A 13936-nucleotide genomic window follows, 5' to 3' on the forward strand; every position below is an offset into this window, starting at 1 on the left:
CCCCCTTAAAACGTGAATGCGTTAGAGCCGTAGCGACTGCTGCGGGCATTGCTAAACATGTTGTTGCTGGAACCACTGCCGGCTTTGGTAGCTGGCTTATCCAGCGCGCCTGACGATTTATAAGCGCCATATGCGGTAAGTGAGGAATTCAGGATTGTCGTTGCTGCTCCAAGGTTTGCCGCGTTGCTGTCGATCTGCCCCTGAGCTCGACTAACACCAGCCTGGAAGTTAAGGCCAGCCGCCTGGCGCTCTGCGTTATTGACGGTAGTTAGAGCATCAAGCTGTCCGCCGGCCGCCGTATCACCGAAGATATTCAGCGCACTTCCGCTGGTCATGTCGGTTCCGCCGGCGCCGAATGCTGCTGCCTGCTGGCCCTGTAACTGTCGAGTCTGTTGTCGCTGCTGTGCAGCCTCCGCATTGCCGGCATTAATCGTGTCGAGCGCGGCGATCTCTTGCGCATCTGCGTTGGCGTTGGCGATCTTTGCCTGCTGCCGTCCCTGCTGAACTTGCCCATATGCGCTTACTGCAGCAACTGCAAGAGAAACACCTGCAATAATCGTGGTTGGCTCACACATGATCACCTCGTCTCATTTCAAATCTGTGGAATGGAAGCCCGGCACGGCCAACGGGCTTCGCTTCATGGATGGTGAACCCCAGCCAGTGCAGCCAGCATTTCGCCGCGGTATTGCGCGCGTCGACATAGTTCTCCAGCTCTGGGTAGTGCTGCAGGAAAAGACGCAGAACTGGCCGGCACCGACGGGTGAAAGTGGCCTGGTATTTTTCAAGCAGGTCAGAACCCACCAGCCACGGAACCCCGGAACCGGTTATCATTGACCGTGGCGCCACGCCAAATATGGTCACAACCTCGCCATTGATCAGCCCAGCGAAAGCAAATGCAGAAGTGCGCAGCGCCAGCTCAAGAACCTGAGCTGGCGTCTTGCCGCTCATCGCCTCGAACTCATCGGCGTCAGCCTGGCGAACGTGCGGCAAGAGCGCCGCAACGTGTTCCAAGGTGGCTTCGATAACTTCAACCTTGCGCACTAAATTCCTCCTACGGTTACGCGCGGGATAACCGCGAGAATGGTCATCGGCAGCGGGTCGTTCTGTTCCACAATCAGCCGGCCGTTCTTGCTCCAGTTGGCATCCAATTGTAATTCAATGGTTCCCGTCTTCGGTTCGACCGGGTCATCATAAAATTCATCGTTGCGTTGCGCGTATTCGTACATCTCACCGCCGGGCGTACCAGCAAACACACCGCGAGATTCATTCACCAGCAACGATGCGGCCGTGAAGAGTTTCTTCTTATCCAGCAGTGTTTCGTTGCCGTTCAGGTTAACGTCCAGCGTTTCAATGACTGCGGCGATCGGCAGTCCTGCATGCACTACGGAGCCAGCCTTCTCCAGCGTAATGGCGCCAGCATTGACAACCTTCTGCGGTTCAACGTTGGCATCTGACAAAATGCTCACAGCCTGGCCTTCGAGGTGATCAAGCCCTGCGAATGTAGAGCGCGCCATGCTCCAGTCACTGACCGGGACACCACGGAACTGCGGCGGCACATTTCGGTTGCTGGTAACGGTTGCCTGGTTTCCACTTGCGACCGAACGGATCAGCAACTTAAGCACCTTGCTTACATCATCCTCGACATAAGGCATGTGGATTTCGCTGCCAATATCGCCACCAGTGAAGTAACTGGCGCCGGCCACCGTCAGCGTCATCTCTTCATCGTATGGCCAGTCACCTGCGCCACCGGTAAGCGCCATGGTTTTGCTGGCGTCATGGTTTCTGCCGTCATACGTCAGGCCACAGTCAACGAAAAAGGCATCATCCATCACATCGTATAGGCGGCTCTGCATACGCTCGATATAGCGTCGCTGCTGGCCATTGATGGTGCGTTCAACCACGCAATAGAGCGCATCTTCGTTTCCTTCGGCGATGCTGCACACTGATTCATAGTGGCCGGCTCCTGGGTGTAAGTGCCATGCCGCTACCTGCTGATCACGCAGGTAGGTTAATCCCAACAGAGCGCCGTCATTGCGTGTACACCAAACGATCGACATAGGCGTGATGGAGAACGCCCAATCGGTAATCTGGTATCCGATAAAGAAGTGGTTAGCTAGGATGGTCAGGTCAGAACCCTGGAAGCCGTCGACATCGAACGAGTAGGCCAGGTCGCGCACAGCGCCGCCCTTCTGCTGGATGAATAGCGCGACATTGCTGATCGCAATAGGCTGCACGTGGCTGGCGCCATTCTGTCCCTGGCTTGAAAATTGAAAGGCCGACGGGGTCAGCGTACCTTGCTGGTTCCCGTTCACCTTGTATTCGCCACCACTGGTTAGCGCTACGAGCGAGCCTACGTCGATCAGATGACGGATTTGATTGAGCTGGCGCCCGGCGTAGGTATAGGTGATCGCATCGTCATCAACGGTCGGGTTTGATGTGCCGAAGTCCTTATAATCACCGCTGCGGCTGGTCCATACTGTTTGCGGCTGACTGCGTGATCCGGCAAACATCAAGCGCTGCTGGAAGTAAACGACGGTGCCAGGATAGCCAGCATCACCATTCCAGGCATAATGCGCCCACTTGTATGTTGCGGACTCGACGCCAACTACCTGGCCGGGTAGTTCAATCTCACCATCCTTGCGGATCACTACTTCGGCGGTGGCGGTCATCCCGTCTCCGCTTACGGCCGTAATGCGGCAAATACCTCGGCCGGAATGCAAATAACGCCATTTGACGCCATAGGCATCAGAACCGGCTACAGCCCAGCCGTCCCAACTATCACCAGTTGTATGAGTTGGCGCCACCGGGCCAGTATGCCCTCGCTCGCCGGCATCAACGCAACGATAATAGTTCTCCTGGTATCGGCAGATATTCCCAACGCTAACTTGCTCACCGGTAACCCAACGCCCGACCGTGTCGACGTTCTTCTGCTCCATGTAGAATAACTTGCCAACATGCCAGCTTTTGAAGATCGATGAACTGGCTGTAAGGTCTACCGTTCCGCTTGTCGCGCTCGCATAGACAGTGATCGACTCATCAATGTTCACGTTAGCAAACGGACCGCTGACTGTGGCCACCTCTGCAGTACGCCAGTCATCGTGTGCATAGCGCTGGATTTCCATAGGTGGGTAGTTCGGGTGGCAAACTGTCATCACGTCTGCGCTCTGCGTGTATTTCAGCAGGTCGATATCTGCTGCGGCCCACGGCGTTGTTACGTCGACAGGCTGGCCAGCACTGGCGCCTGATGAGTAGACAACCTGTGCGCCATCCATAAACACGCGGAAGTAATGATCGCCGACCTCGAGCACATAGGTCTGCTCCGTGTTGAACTGAAACGGGATCAGGCGACACTTGCGATCGGGAAACTTTGCCGGCGCCACATAGCGCGTTCCTGGGCGGTTCTCAACGCCACCATATTGGCGGACAATGAAATTACGGCAGCGGCGCAGTGACGTCTGATATTTCTCCAGGTCAACGCGGCCATAAAGGCTTGGCGATACCTCGCCACCAGCAAATGACGGTTGAATGAGGCTGGTTGTCATTATGATGCCCTCGCGTCGGAAACCTCAGACCACGGCGCCGGCGGCTCCTGGGTTTCATTCATGCTCAGCGTTGACGCAGATGAAATGGTGAGTTGGTATTTCTGCTCAGCGCGATTACCGAGACTGGCATCGCCAGTGATCTGCATGTTGATTTCGGCGGCCAGGCGCCAGCTAAGTGCGTCGCGGAACTCTGCGTCAAACATGTTGGGGTCGGTGACGCGTGTCACGTAGCGCAGCCATGCTTGCGGCAGGTCAGTCAATATCAAACGGCCAGTGCCATTCTCATCTGAACCAACTTCATACGGCACACGCTTTTCTGGCGTGATAAAGCGCTCACCGTCTGGAGAGACGATCGCAACAATGCGCAGGCAGTCCACCGGGTAGCGGTAACTGTATTGCCAATCAGGCTGTTCGATATCCAGATCGGCAAGGGCCACACGCTTGGTTGCAAAGCGCCAAGGGAAATCAGCCAGCACCGCGTCGCGGCAGTCTTCATAAAACAGCGAGCATACCGCCGCTTCTTTGCTCTTTTCCGTCAAGCTGGCAATAACTCGGCTGTTGCCAAGTCGACCAAGTGCCACGTTGCAGATCTGGATAACGGATGCCATCACTCGCCTCCTGCGTCGCCATAAAGCGTGTCGGCAGCAGAACGCTGCGGCGCGGCCGCCGGCTCAACGCCAATATCGGTGAACTGCAGATCAACGCTGCTTTCGGCTTTATCACCTTCGGTGCGGGTGGAGACAGACAGCACTTTAGCCAGGCCGCCAATTGTCAGTGACTCTCCAACCTTTGGCAGTTGGATCCCCAGCTTTTCCAATGTGTCATTGTTCAGCGTGAATCGAAGCCCCCACGGATATTCGTCGCGAGTCTCCGGCTTTCCGCCTTCGCTTTCGTAGGTGTCTGTGCCGATCTTGAGGTTTACGGTTTTCATGCGAGGACTCCAGGAAAGAAAGGGGCCGAAGCCCCTTTGTTAGTTGATGCCTAACTCTTTGCGCTTGGCTTCAATTTCTTCTGACAATTTGGCGATGCCCGCTTTGTGGTGCGGCTTGGAGCCGAAGATTTCTTCATACTGCTGCTGCAGTGCGGCCAGCTTCGCGCTGTCGTCGCTGTCGCCGCCGCCCTCTTCCAGCAGATTGCCATCACCATCGATCAGCTGCAGGTTGTCGCCAGCCCTGCCGCCATATTCGATTGTGTCGCCCTCTTCCAGCAGATTGCCATCACCATCGATCAGCTGCAGGTTGTCGCCAGCCCTGCCGCCATATTCGATTGTGTCGCCCTCTTCCAGCAGATTGCCATCACCATCGATCAGCTGCAGGTTGTCGCCAGCCCTGCCGCCATATTCGATTGTGTCGCCCTCTTCCAGCAGATGCCCGTTGATGAATGACTTCCGTGTGACGCGGTACATTTTCAGTTGTGACATGTCACGCCCCGTTAAACAGTGATGTTGAAGGCGCTTGCATAGCTGCGTTGTGCATCAGCATCCAGCAGCAGGCCAGCAGTGAAAGAACCGGCGGTCAGCGGGCCAGTGCCCACGGTGTAGTTGACGCGCAGATAGCGCTGCACACCGTGTGGAACAGTGGCCACGTAGCGATAACCAACCTTCAGATCAGCAACTGCAATTGCCCCTGTCTGCAGTAACGTGGTTGCACTGGCGAAATCGCTGGTCTTGGAAGTCTGCAGGCTGATTGTCACGGTAGCTGAACCGCCAGCCGCGCCATTGGCTGCCACCTGAGCGAAGAACTCCACCGGGTAGCCAGGACCGATATCGCGGACATCATTACCGGCATACAGCGGCCCGAGGTCGATAACGTCAGTAGAAGGCGCGGTTGCCGTAACAGCCTGCGCCTGCGAGAACATATTCAGATAGTCGAGGATCATTTTGTCTCTCCATCAGTGAGAAAGGAGAGCCGCACCCGGCGGCTCAGCCGGGATTATTGAACCTGTGATTCAGTGCTCAGCAGAGCATCGCAGGTACGCACTGGCACGCCGCGGAACGAGGTCCACCACACGCCTTCGGTTTCTTTAACGCTGATCGCCAGAGAAGCTTTTTCAGTTGCCTGAATGTCCAGGTATTCAGCCGCGTCGCGGTTCATATAGAACACAGCCTTACCCATCTGCAGGTTAGGGATGCGATGCAAAGCCTGCACCATCAGCTTTGCCAGGTTCGGACCGTCGTCGGCGCCCAGCTTGGTGGTGTCGATGTTGGCAATGCGAACGGCATATCGCCAGTCGCGAACAGTCAGACCATTGTCCCACTTGTAGTGGGTTCGATAGCCTTGATACTGGCCGCCATTCGGATCTTTCAGGGTTTGCTCGCCAAGGTCTTGATGGTTCAGACCTGCTTTCTGCCCTTTGGGGAAAATTCCATGAACTGTATTGCTACCCCAAACAACCAGCCATACAGAGGTCAAGTTTGACCCGGTGCCGCCGGCATCAACGATGTTTTGCGCGTTCTTGGCAGACTTGTCGTTATAACGTGCCGACAGGCCGGTGAATCGCTGAGGGTTAATACGAGTGTCACCGTAGAAGATGGTTTCTGCCATAGTCTGATTCATGGCCTCCAGGAAGGCATTGTCTTCAGACAGGCGAAACTCTGCCGAATTGCCATTCAGGTCAGCCAGGGCTTTATCAATCTCAGCATAGGTTTCCAGCATGCCAGTGCTGTCTGTTACCTGTGCAGTGGTGGATTTGCTGGATGGTACGCCGTAGTTAAGCAGGCGCCAGGTTGCTGCAGGCAGGCCGGTTCGCACAGTGGTACGGTGGCCAGTAGGTAGGTTGCCTTCAACAAACAGCATATCGGTCAACACAGGGTTGGTTTGCGACAGTAGTTCTACGATGGTTGGCACTTTACCATCAGGATCGGTACGCTTTGCCCAGTCTGCCAGCGTCAGCGCGTTGGTGCTTTTAATAGCCATTCGGTGTTACTCCTTCTTGCCGTAGAGAATGTCGGCCGCGCTACGCTGACCGCCTTGATTTGGCACGACGAAGGTATCTTCAGCCATCGCCTTGCCGACTTTTGCACAGAAGCGAACCAGAGCCGGGTGATTACCCAGGCCGCTCGCATTCAGGTATTCGCGCAACTCTGGGTTGCCGAACTGATCCAGCGCGCGCTGCGCGGCGCCTACACTGGCGTTGAACTTGTCGCCGCCGATTTCTTTGTCGGCCTTGACCTGCTCACCCCAATCCGAAACTTGCTTGCTCCAGGCTTCTGCCTGCTGCTGCTGGATCTGCGGATAGATGTCGACCAGCTTCTGCGCCTGCTCTTGGCTCAATCCCAGTTCTTTGGCGATCGGCTCAAACACAGCCAGAGCATTGGCATCCAGTTCCTGGCCTTCCGGCGGAGTGAACTCGTATTTCTCCGGCGCCGTGGGTTTCTTATCCTTTTCCGCTTTTTCCGCAGCTTCCTTATCGGCTTTCTCTTTCGCGTCTTTTTCTGCTGCGAGTTCTTTGGCCGTCTTGCTGCCTTCCTGCTTTCCTTCGCCTTCCGGGTTGTCACCTTCCCCCGGATTACCTGCATTGGCATCTGCTGCCGGGTTATCGCCGGTTGCTGCAGGGGCTGCGCCACCATCACCGCCTTCAGGCGAAGCTTCAGAGCACAGACGGCGATACATCAAACGTTCTAACAAGTTCATGCGTTGCCTCTTAAGCCATGATCCCCGCGGCCTTCAACTTGGCCAGCAGAGCGTTAACGTCAGTTACCAGCCCAGCCACATCGGTTGCGGTTGAGTTAGCTTGTGTTGCAGCCTGCTTCACGCCGCCGACTACAGAATCGGTTGCCGCCGGCGGCGCGAATGTGGTTGGTTTGCCGGTGATGTCTCCCCAAGCCACGGAAGAACCGCCGCCGCTCAGAACCTTAACGACTTGCACGCCGCCGTCATTCCGGATCACTTTCTGGCGTTGTGTTGCCATGATTAGCCTCTCTGTCTTTCTCGGCCTCGGCGGCCATCTTTAGGTACAGTTCAGGGCAGAACTTCAACACATCGTTGAATAGCGCCAGCCCCGAATTGCGGTTACCTTCATTGAAAATTGTGCTGTTGACCTCGCCGGTGAATGAGATGCGAAACACACCAGCCTGATCGAGAAGCCCCCACACAAAACGGCGACCACTTCCTGTTGCCATCACCTTCTTAACGTCGTCAGCGTGGCGTTGCTGAAGCTGCTCGCGAGTCATCATTGCTGCGCCCCCTGGCCTTGCTGCATAGCCTGCTGAATGCTGGTCAGTAAGTTAGGGTCTGCAGTTCCTGATTGGCTGAGAGTCTTCGCGATATCCGCGGCACCGGCGCCCATCTGCAGGCTCTGCGCTGCCTGTTGCTGCTGCGCGCGCTGCTCGCGCTCTGCCTGCACCTGCTCGTCGGACTTGGTGATCGTCGTAGGCACGCCAAGCATGTCGCCGTACTCATCGATCGCCTGGTCAACATCAAGTTTGTCAGCGGCCTGCTGGAATCCAGCTGCAGCCATATTCCCGATGAATCCGACAAAGCGCTCAATAGAGCCGATGCCAACAGACTTCTGCGCCTGCGCCATCACGCTGGTGTATTCCACGCGCAGTGGTTGACCCTGCAGTTCATCCGGAGGCGGTGGCAACATGCCGCGGCGCATCATGATGTTGAAAATCCGATCGATAGCGGGGTCCAGCAGTTCATCGTTCAGTCGGTCGAGCACCGGTCCGATCTGCAACATCTTCTCGTCGCGCATCTCGTTGACCGCTTCGATCGGCATGCTGCGGGTGTTTACGTTGCTGAACATGTTGAACAGCGGAACGAAGTAGCACTCATTAACAAGCTGGCGCCCGTCTTGAATGCTGCCTAGCAGTTCCTGAATGCGGGGGTTAATCTCGTAAACCGGTTTGAATCCAGCCGTGTCGCCGGCGCCGTTGTAGTAGGAAACATCGCCAGGCAGCAACGACAGGCGTTCATTCTTCATCGAACTTGGCGCCATCATTGGCGGGTTAACCAGCTTGTCGATTGCCTGGTCTTTTCGCTTCTGCTGAAGTTGCAGTGCCTTAACGCCACCCAGAGCCAGAATGCCAGGGCATGATGAGCCGTATGCATCCTCACCGTTGATGTCCCAGCGCGGCACCAAGATAGGCATTTCATCGAAACCCGACTCGCTCAGCAGTTTGTCGCCGGAGCCGCCTGGTTCGTAATAAATCGAACTGAAGCGCTTGTTCTTCGCGTTCAGCTTTCCAGTGTCACGGTTGGTGTTCGGCAATACGGCATGCACGACTTCGAACCACGTTTCAAACGAGCCGGTATCCCATGCGGATGCCACGGCATCGCTCACGTTCTCCTTTCCAAACTTCGTCACCAACTGGCGGCAGGTCATGGAGAATTTGCGAAATACAGTGTCGACCTGCAGGCGATCGCTGTTCGAGATGTAGTAGCTCCCGATCGGCAGCACATGCGTGCGGATCACATCCTCTTCATCTTCCAGGATGGAAATCGCACCGGTGGCAAACGTGCCAAGGTAGCGGTAGAGCACCGTCAGGGACTGATACCAGTTTGATTTGTTCATCACGTCGTTCATCAATTCGACGACCTGAGAAAGCCACATCTTGACCGGCCAGCTATCCATCAGTTGCTTGTCTGGAGTGCTCAGAGAAAACCACGGGCGCGTCGGGCTAGTGATGCCGGACAACATGCCAGATTCAAGAGTGCGCGAAGCAAGCCCGCCGGTAGGGTCAACAACCTTGGTGTTGCGTTTGTTGCGCCCGGCGTCGGTTGTCAGGAATCGTCCGCAGTTTGGCAGGATGAAATCGCTCAGCTCTTTCCAATGCGAGTCATACGACGTCCGCGCGGTTACGAGCTGAGATAGCTGCTTTTCAAGAAACTGCTTGCGGGATTCCTGCTCAGCCATGATCAGCCACCCAACAGAGTTTTGCCGGTGGTGCTGGCTTGGCCTGTGGCGCCCTGCGCACCGGTAAGGATTGTCGACTGTTGGCCAGCGGCTGCACGGCGTCGAGCCTTATCCTTGTCGGCAGCATCAATCACTGCAGCATCCTGCGCTTGCGGCGCTGCCTGTGGCTGCGGTGGCGTTGAAACCTTCGGCGAACTCATGCACATGCGCGTAACCCTCCAAAATAATTACCAATTAAACCACATGAGAATTATTTTGACTAATTTGTTGACGTTATAATCAAAACAAATTACCTTTATGGTAATCATTGAGGGCGTAAGCCGAGCCAGCTTCTATCACACTACACAGTATAAAACTGGTATCGGTGCTCTCGATGAGCTATCGCGAAGCATCATCCGAACTTAATCAGGTGCAAACACTTGTAGGGGGTGTCGGAACTTGGTGGATGGTGTTTCACGATAGCCGTGACCGTTATCAACCTGAAATGCTGTGTGTAGGATTTAGCCCGCCTTGCGCGGGCATTTTTTTAACGAGGAATCATTCGATGAACGACAAAGAAATCGAGCAGGAAATCCAAGCCAAAGGCAAAACAGCGCCGCGCGTTACGCCTGACCATATCGAGAGCGTTATCGCTAGTGAGCATTTTTTCACTGCCGCTCAAGGCTACGATAAATCAGCCGCTGATAATTTCCATGATGACCCGTACCCACTGGCAACGCCGGACGCATTACACCTGCTAACATTCTGCGTTCTGGTATTGCGCAACGGATTCACCGTCACCGGTGAAAGCGCCTGCGCCAGCCCGGAGAACTTCGACGCCGAAATCGGCATGCAGATCGCCCGCGCCAACGCCGTGCAAAAAATCTGGGCGCTGGAAGGCTATCTGCTCAAACAGAGGCTGCACGAAGGCAAATAACAACAGCCCGCTAATGCGGGCTTTTTTATGTCAACCACCTGAGAAATTTAGGCAGTTCGATATTCTGCAAAAACATCACGCATAGGGATCATAGTCTGTTACGGCCCCGCCGCGCTTCTCGCCTGGTAGAGCATGCTGGCGTTTCGTAACCGGATAAGCGAACGTCAGCACAAATGCATCACCGCAACCCGGTGATCGCCCTAACCGTTCTTTAATCTGTTCCTTTGGCTCCAGCACTATCTTTCCATCCGTCCTAACTTTGTACTCAGCCGCTGATAAATCCTCTGCTGTCTCGCGTTCATCCAGCGCGCCGCCAAGCTTTAACCAGGTCTTGGCATTGTTATACATCTCACCGCGCTTATTCAGCATCTGCGGGTCGCTCGACGCGCTACCGAATGGCACCAGTGTCCATGAACGCCCCCAGCCGCTTCCGATTGAGTGCAGGCCAGTGCCATAGCCAAAGTCGATATGCACAGCATCAGCGTGATACTGGTCTTCGAAGTCGGCAATGCGTTTAGCCATAATCAGGTCATCGGTTGTTTTATTTCCACGCCATAGAAGCTTCGCATGAAGTCCGCGCCGCATGTAGATCACCGCGTCGTCAGCGCCGGAGTATGCTGGGTCGACACCGATGATTGTCGGTGCGTGCGCCACATCGCGCTCTGTAACCACACGCGTCAACGCTGCATCAGTAAGGCCTGTGGGAATAAACTGCGTTTCAGAGGCGTCAGGGAATATCCCGCGCACGCGCACTTTGAAGAAATCGCTATCCTCGCCGTTGTCCTCTTCCCATTTGGCGATCTGCTCTTTGTTGGTGCCTTCCACTGTGCGGCTGTCGATCTGCTTACCCTTCCAGCGGTGGCGATACTTGCGGAAGCACTCACGGAATCGTCCCATGTTCCGCGTAGGGTTGCCGAATGCCACCCAGATAATCTCTGTTCCCTCATCGGTAAGCGCGCCCTCGGCAACCTCCCACACCAGATCCGCAATGTTGGATGCTTCATCGAAAATCAGGATGATGCGTTTGCCCTTGTTGTGCAGGCCTGCGAAGGCCTCCGTGTTGTTCTCTGACCACGGAACTGCGTCCGCGCGCCACGATTTTGCGTGCGCCGGGTCGTTGGCATAGATGGCGGTAGCCGTGCAGTTAAACCAGTCGCAGGTAATAGACAGGCGTTGCCACTTGGCGATCTCCGGCCAGGTCTTGGTGCGCAACTGGTTCTCGGTGTTTGCGGTCACCACCACCTTGCAGTCTTCGCAGGTGTCCATGCCCCACTTAACCAGCATTGAGATCCAGGCTGACTTGCCGATGCCGTGCCCCGAAGCGCGGCAGATTAGCAGCGGTTGGTGGCGGGTAGCTGGGTTTTGAAGGTGGGCGCCAATCTCATCGAATGCTTCACCCTGCCATTGACGCGGCCCGGCTGAGTCGTGCAGCTCGGTTCCCTCCTCGCCCCACGGGAACGCATAGAGCGCGTAGCCGTGAGGGTCATGCGTGAAGCTGGCGATATCCTCAACGAGTTGCTGCTCGAGTAGCTCTTCGTCATCACTCACTTGGTATTTTTCTCCAGTGCGCGCCGGCGGGCGTTGGCCATACGATCGGCCAGGGTCACGTTAACATTGACGTCCACCCGGTCTTTGAATGCCTGAACATCGACGTGCTTACCAATCATCTCAAGGTTCTTCACTTTGTCAGGCCACTTGATTGACTTGAGCACGCCGATCATCTGCTTGTCATCGCCCTGGCCTTCGAACAGTTCCGCCACCTTCACGCCAGACAGGAATTGTCGCCACGCCTTCGGCCACGCGCTCAGTGGTTTCAGCGTCAGATCATCGTTCATGATATCGGCAAGGTCCAACTCATCGATTTCCACCAGCCGCTTGAGAACGTAGTCAGCGTCTATCTTGGTGCGCTTATTGCGATGCTTCATCAGTTCCGCGATGCGTTCTTGAACCTTCGGGCTATCCATATTTCGGGACGCAGACACGGCTGCATTCTTATAACCGGCCGCCGCCGCCGCTGCGGTCTGGTTGTCCGGGTTCTTGATGTATTCCTGGCAGAAGCGTTCCATCTGCGCGTTAAGTTTACCGTATCTCGCCATAAAAATTACCTCCCGGGTAATATCATAACACGCAGTAAAAAACCGCCAAGCGGCGGTTTTATCATGTGTGACCTTATTTCATTGTCACGCTCTATTGTGTGACACGTCACACTAGCTCGAAGTCATCGTCAAATGTCGGCGAGTTGCGTTCTATCGCCATTATCGCAAGGATAAACTGGATTCCCTCGTTAAGCGAAACCGGCCGCTCATACTCGATCATGAAGACATTCTCGTATGTCCTGCCAAGCCAATAGCCACCGCCATATTCGATATTACGTTGAAAGAAAACCCATCCACCTGGAACAAACTGCTGCAGCCACTCTCCCCTGTAGACCACCTGATAAATGTCTGCTTTCTTGCTCATAACCCACCCGCAAATACTGTATGTATGGACAGTAATATTTTAGACCAGATGAGTCAAATTTTCCGCAATCGGCTACAGCGTCTTGAGCATCAGCTCTCGCCAGATCTGTGTCTGCCCGCACACCGCTTCACCATTTCGGTAACACCCGCCGGCAGGTCCAGGCATCGATTCACCGCACTGGCATTTATGGGTAGCCAGTTCAGCAAGCTGGCGCTTCAGTTGGTTGATGTCCTGCACCGCCAGCAACTCGAAGTATTCATCAACGCTATACGGTTCTTTCCCAGGGCGACGCGCACTACAGTTGGCCTTGATCTGCTCGAAGATGTGATCGCTCACCTCGAACGTAATCCGGCGCCGGCCGCTTACAGCTGCGCTGCTCGCCGCTTCTCTTTCGCGTTGGCGCTGGGCGCGCTTACGGTCGCGCGCGTCAGCCTTGCGTTGTTCATCGCTCTTAGCCATTCCAATCCTCCGGCACTTTATCCATCACACGAGTTATTCGCCTCAAGCAATGTAGCCGCAGCTTGCTCCCCACCTTCTCCATGCACATGCCTGTAAATCCCACTGTTTTGCAGTAGGCTATGTTTGGCACCAGGACAAGAAACACATACGCCGTTCGTTTCATGATTCCCCCGGCGCTGCTGCCAGCGCAGCTTCGTAGATGCATAGAGCAATCCCACCGCAGCAACGAGCTTCCATGGCGATGGCTTCGCCGATTTCGTCGGTCATTTCCAGCGGCATGAGTTTGAAGCCATCCGGCAACGTGTAACCGCTACTTACAGGTTGAGCCAGCATTGCGGCGCGGCAGGCGTTCCACGCAGAAAAAGCCATCTGAACGCCAGAGAACTTGTAGGTGCCATCTTCATTTTTAACCAGGCGCTCTGGCTGCTTATATTTTTCAACAAACCACGCCTCAAAATCTGGAACTGCTGGCGCTGGCGGGGCGTAATAGTTTGCTAGCACCCAGCCAATAACGTAGTCAGATTTGAACTTTTCAACCGGGAACCCGGTGTTCCAGTCCTTGAATCGCGCAATGACGTCCAGAGCCACCGGCTGCGCCTCCCGGTTAGCCGCCAGCAATGGTTCGACAACTTCGGCGTAGATTGCCTCGGCCACTACATTACGCCCATCCCGCGCCCGCAGGCCTGACGCCACAGCGATTTTC

At 55.4% G+C, this 13936-nt stretch carries 18 protein-coding genes and 1 pseudogene; 1 reads left to right on the forward strand and 18 read right to left on the reverse strand.

From position 1 onward, the window contains the following. Positions 1-5: 5 nt before the first annotated feature. Genes ACJ8IM_RS22025 through ACJ8IM_RS22085 form a run of 13 tightly spaced genes read right to left on the reverse strand, consistent with a single transcriptional unit; the run spans position 6 to position 9604 of the window. Positions 6-575 carry a virion core protein, T7 gp14 family gene (locus ACJ8IM_RS22025; protein ID WP_308317495.1) on the reverse strand — a complete coding sequence of 190 codons (570 nt, stop codon included), beginning with the start codon at positions 573-575 and terminating at the stop codon, positions 6-8. Continuing rightward, on the reverse strand, positions 568-1041 hold the full coding sequence (locus ACJ8IM_RS22030) for a hypothetical protein (protein WP_308317496.1): 474 nt from the start codon (positions 1039-1041) through the stop codon (positions 568-570). Before ACJ8IM_RS22030 ends, ACJ8IM_RS22025 begins: the two co-directional genes overlap by 8 nt. Next, a complete protein-coding gene (locus ACJ8IM_RS22035; RefSeq protein WP_308317497.1) occupies positions 1041-3542 on the reverse strand; it encodes a hypothetical protein in 2502 nt (833 codons plus the stop codon). The genes ACJ8IM_RS22030 and ACJ8IM_RS22035 overlap by 1 nt, the downstream gene beginning before the upstream one ends. Next, positions 3542-4150: a hypothetical protein gene (locus tag ACJ8IM_RS22040; protein ID WP_308317498.1), complete on the reverse strand. Its 609-nt coding sequence runs from the start codon at positions 4148-4150 to the stop codon at positions 3542-3544. Before ACJ8IM_RS22040 ends, ACJ8IM_RS22035 begins: the two co-directional genes overlap by 1 nt. Beyond that, entirely contained in the window at positions 4150-4473 is a 324-nt protein-coding gene (gene gp10, locus ACJ8IM_RS22045; RefSeq protein WP_033648874.1) for a capsid staple protein, read from the reverse strand. The genes ACJ8IM_RS22040 and gp10 overlap by 1 nt, the downstream gene beginning before the upstream one ends. A gap of 39 nt (positions 4474-4512) precedes the next feature. After that, on the reverse strand, positions 4513-4962 hold the full coding sequence (locus ACJ8IM_RS22050) for a hypothetical protein (RefSeq protein WP_308317499.1): 450 nt from the start codon (positions 4960-4962) through the stop codon (positions 4513-4515). Positions 4963-4973: 11 nt separating this feature from the next. After that, positions 4974-5420 carry a Bbp16 family capsid cement protein gene (locus tag ACJ8IM_RS22055; RefSeq protein ID WP_308317500.1) on the reverse strand — a complete coding sequence of 149 codons (447 nt, stop codon included), beginning with the start codon at positions 5418-5420 and terminating at the stop codon, positions 4974-4976. 53 nt (positions 5421-5473) lie between these two features. Next, complete coding sequence (locus ACJ8IM_RS22060) at positions 5474-6457, reverse strand: major capsid protein (protein ID WP_100396667.1); 984 nt, start codon at positions 6455-6457, stop codon at positions 5474-5476. Positions 6458-6463: 6 nt separating this feature from the next. After that, entirely contained in the window at positions 6464-7174 is a 711-nt protein-coding gene (locus ACJ8IM_RS22065) for a peptidase (RefSeq protein WP_308317501.1), read from the reverse strand. 10 nt (positions 7175-7184) lie between these two features. Beyond that, positions 7185-7451: a head fiber protein gene (locus tag ACJ8IM_RS22070; RefSeq protein ID WP_308317502.1), complete on the reverse strand. Its 267-nt coding sequence runs from the start codon at positions 7449-7451 to the stop codon at positions 7185-7187. Further along, entirely contained in the window at positions 7417-7716 is a 300-nt protein-coding gene (locus ACJ8IM_RS22075) for a Bbp19 family protein (protein ID WP_308317503.1), read from the reverse strand. Before ACJ8IM_RS22075 ends, ACJ8IM_RS22070 begins: the two co-directional genes overlap by 35 nt. Further along, entirely contained in the window at positions 7713-9398 is a 1686-nt protein-coding gene (locus ACJ8IM_RS22080; protein WP_075685980.1) for a portal protein, read from the reverse strand. Before ACJ8IM_RS22080 ends, ACJ8IM_RS22075 begins: the two co-directional genes overlap by 4 nt. Before the next feature lie 2 nt (positions 9399-9400). Continuing rightward, positions 9401-9604, reverse strand: a complete 204-nt coding sequence (locus tag ACJ8IM_RS22085) for a hypothetical protein (RefSeq protein ID WP_239505497.1) — start codon at positions 9602-9604, stop codon at positions 9401-9403. A gap of 338 nt (positions 9605-9942) precedes the next feature. On the opposite strand from ACJ8IM_RS22085, the gene ACJ8IM_RS22090 reads away from it, so the two are divergent. Continuing rightward, complete coding sequence (locus ACJ8IM_RS22090) at positions 9943-10314, forward strand: Gp49 family protein (protein ID WP_121513947.1); 372 nt, start codon at positions 9943-9945, stop codon at positions 10312-10314. Positions 10315-10389: 75 nt separating this feature from the next. Here ACJ8IM_RS22090 and ACJ8IM_RS22095 read toward each other — a convergent pair whose 3' ends face one another. From ACJ8IM_RS22095 to ACJ8IM_RS22115, 5 genes and pseudogenes are all read right to left on the reverse strand, one after another. Continuing rightward, the gene (locus ACJ8IM_RS22095; RefSeq protein ID WP_308317504.1) at positions 10390-11862 is read right to left on the reverse strand and encodes a terminase; all 1473 of its coding nucleotides are present in this window, start codon (positions 11860-11862) and stop codon (positions 10390-10392) included. Then, a complete protein-coding gene (locus ACJ8IM_RS22100; protein ID WP_308317505.1) occupies positions 11859-12410 on the reverse strand; it encodes a terminase small subunit in 552 nt (183 codons plus the stop codon). The genes ACJ8IM_RS22095 and ACJ8IM_RS22100 overlap by 4 nt, the downstream gene beginning before the upstream one ends. Positions 12411-12516: 106 nt before the next feature. After that, entirely contained in the window at positions 12517-12774 is a 258-nt protein-coding gene (locus ACJ8IM_RS22105) for a hypothetical protein (protein ID WP_049234898.1), read from the reverse strand. Between the two features lie 72 nt (positions 12775-12846). After that, positions 12847-13233, reverse strand: a complete 387-nt coding sequence (locus ACJ8IM_RS22110) for a hypothetical protein (RefSeq protein WP_308317506.1) — start codon at positions 13231-13233, stop codon at positions 12847-12849. A gap of 159 nt (positions 13234-13392) precedes the next feature. Beyond that, positions 13393-13936: pseudogene (locus ACJ8IM_RS22115) on the reverse strand (hypothetical protein); the annotation flags it as partial.

The organism is Serratia sp. CY33525, assembly GCF_052169115.1.
GTDB lineage: Bacteria > Pseudomonadota > Gammaproteobacteria > Enterobacterales > Enterobacteriaceae > Serratia > Serratia sarumanii.

What these genes read in the sequence shown, in the direction of transcription:
- ACJ8IM_RS22100 (WP_308317505.1), bottom strand. Translation starts at nt 12,410, where the DNA reads ATGGCGAGATACGGTAAACTTAACGCGCAGATGGAACGCTTCTGCCAG.
- ACJ8IM_RS22110 (WP_308317506.1), bottom strand. Translation starts at nt 13,233, where the DNA reads ATGGCTAAGAGCGATGAACAACGCAAGGCTGACGCGCGCGACCGTAAG.
- ACJ8IM_RS22065 (WP_308317501.1), bottom strand. Translation starts at nt 7,174, where the DNA reads ATGAACTTGTTAGAACGTTTGATGTATCGCCGTCTGTGCTCTGAAGCT.
- ACJ8IM_RS22070 (WP_308317502.1), bottom strand. Translation starts at nt 7,451, where the DNA reads ATGGCAACACAACGCCAGAAAGTGATCCGGAATGACGGCGGCGTGCAA.
- ACJ8IM_RS22085 (WP_239505497.1), bottom strand. Translation starts at nt 9,604, where the DNA reads ATGTGCATGAGTTCGCCGAAGGTTTCAACGCCACCGCAGCCACAGGCA.
- ACJ8IM_RS22090 (WP_121513947.1), top strand. Translation starts at nt 9,943, where the DNA reads ATGAACGACAAAGAAATCGAGCAGGAAATCCAAGCCAAAGGCAAAACA.
- ACJ8IM_RS22050 (WP_308317499.1), bottom strand. Translation starts at nt 4,962, where the DNA reads ATGTCACAACTGAAAATGTACCGCGTCACACGGAAGTCATTCATCAAC.
- ACJ8IM_RS22040 (WP_308317498.1), bottom strand. Translation starts at nt 4,150, where the DNA reads ATGGCATCCGTTATCCAGATCTGCAACGTGGCACTTGGTCGACTTGGC.
- ACJ8IM_RS22055 (WP_308317500.1), bottom strand. Translation starts at nt 5,420, where the DNA reads ATGATCCTCGACTATCTGAATATGTTCTCGCAGGCGCAGGCTGTTACG.
- gp10 (WP_033648874.1), bottom strand. Translation starts at nt 4,473, where the DNA reads ATGAAAACCGTAAACCTCAAGATCGGCACAGACACCTACGAAAGCGAA.
- ACJ8IM_RS22060 (WP_100396667.1), bottom strand. Translation starts at nt 6,457, where the DNA reads ATGGCTATTAAAAGCACCAACGCGCTGACGCTGGCAGACTGGGCAAAG.
- ACJ8IM_RS22105 (WP_049234898.1), bottom strand. Translation starts at nt 12,774, where the DNA reads ATGAGCAAGAAAGCAGACATTTATCAGGTGGTCTACAGGGGAGAGTGG.
- ACJ8IM_RS22075 (WP_308317503.1), bottom strand. Translation starts at nt 7,716, where the DNA reads ATGATGACTCGCGAGCAGCTTCAGCAACGCCACGCTGACGACGTTAAG.
- ACJ8IM_RS22025 (WP_308317495.1), bottom strand. Translation starts at nt 575, where the DNA reads ATGTGTGAGCCAACCACGATTATTGCAGGTGTTTCTCTTGCAGTTGCT.
- ACJ8IM_RS22035 (WP_308317497.1), bottom strand. Translation starts at nt 3,542, where the DNA reads ATGACAACCAGCCTCATTCAACCGTCATTTGCTGGTGGCGAGGTATCG.
- ACJ8IM_RS22080 (WP_075685980.1), bottom strand. Translation starts at nt 9,398, where the DNA reads ATGGCTGAGCAGGAATCCCGCAAGCAGTTTCTTGAAAAGCAGCTATCT.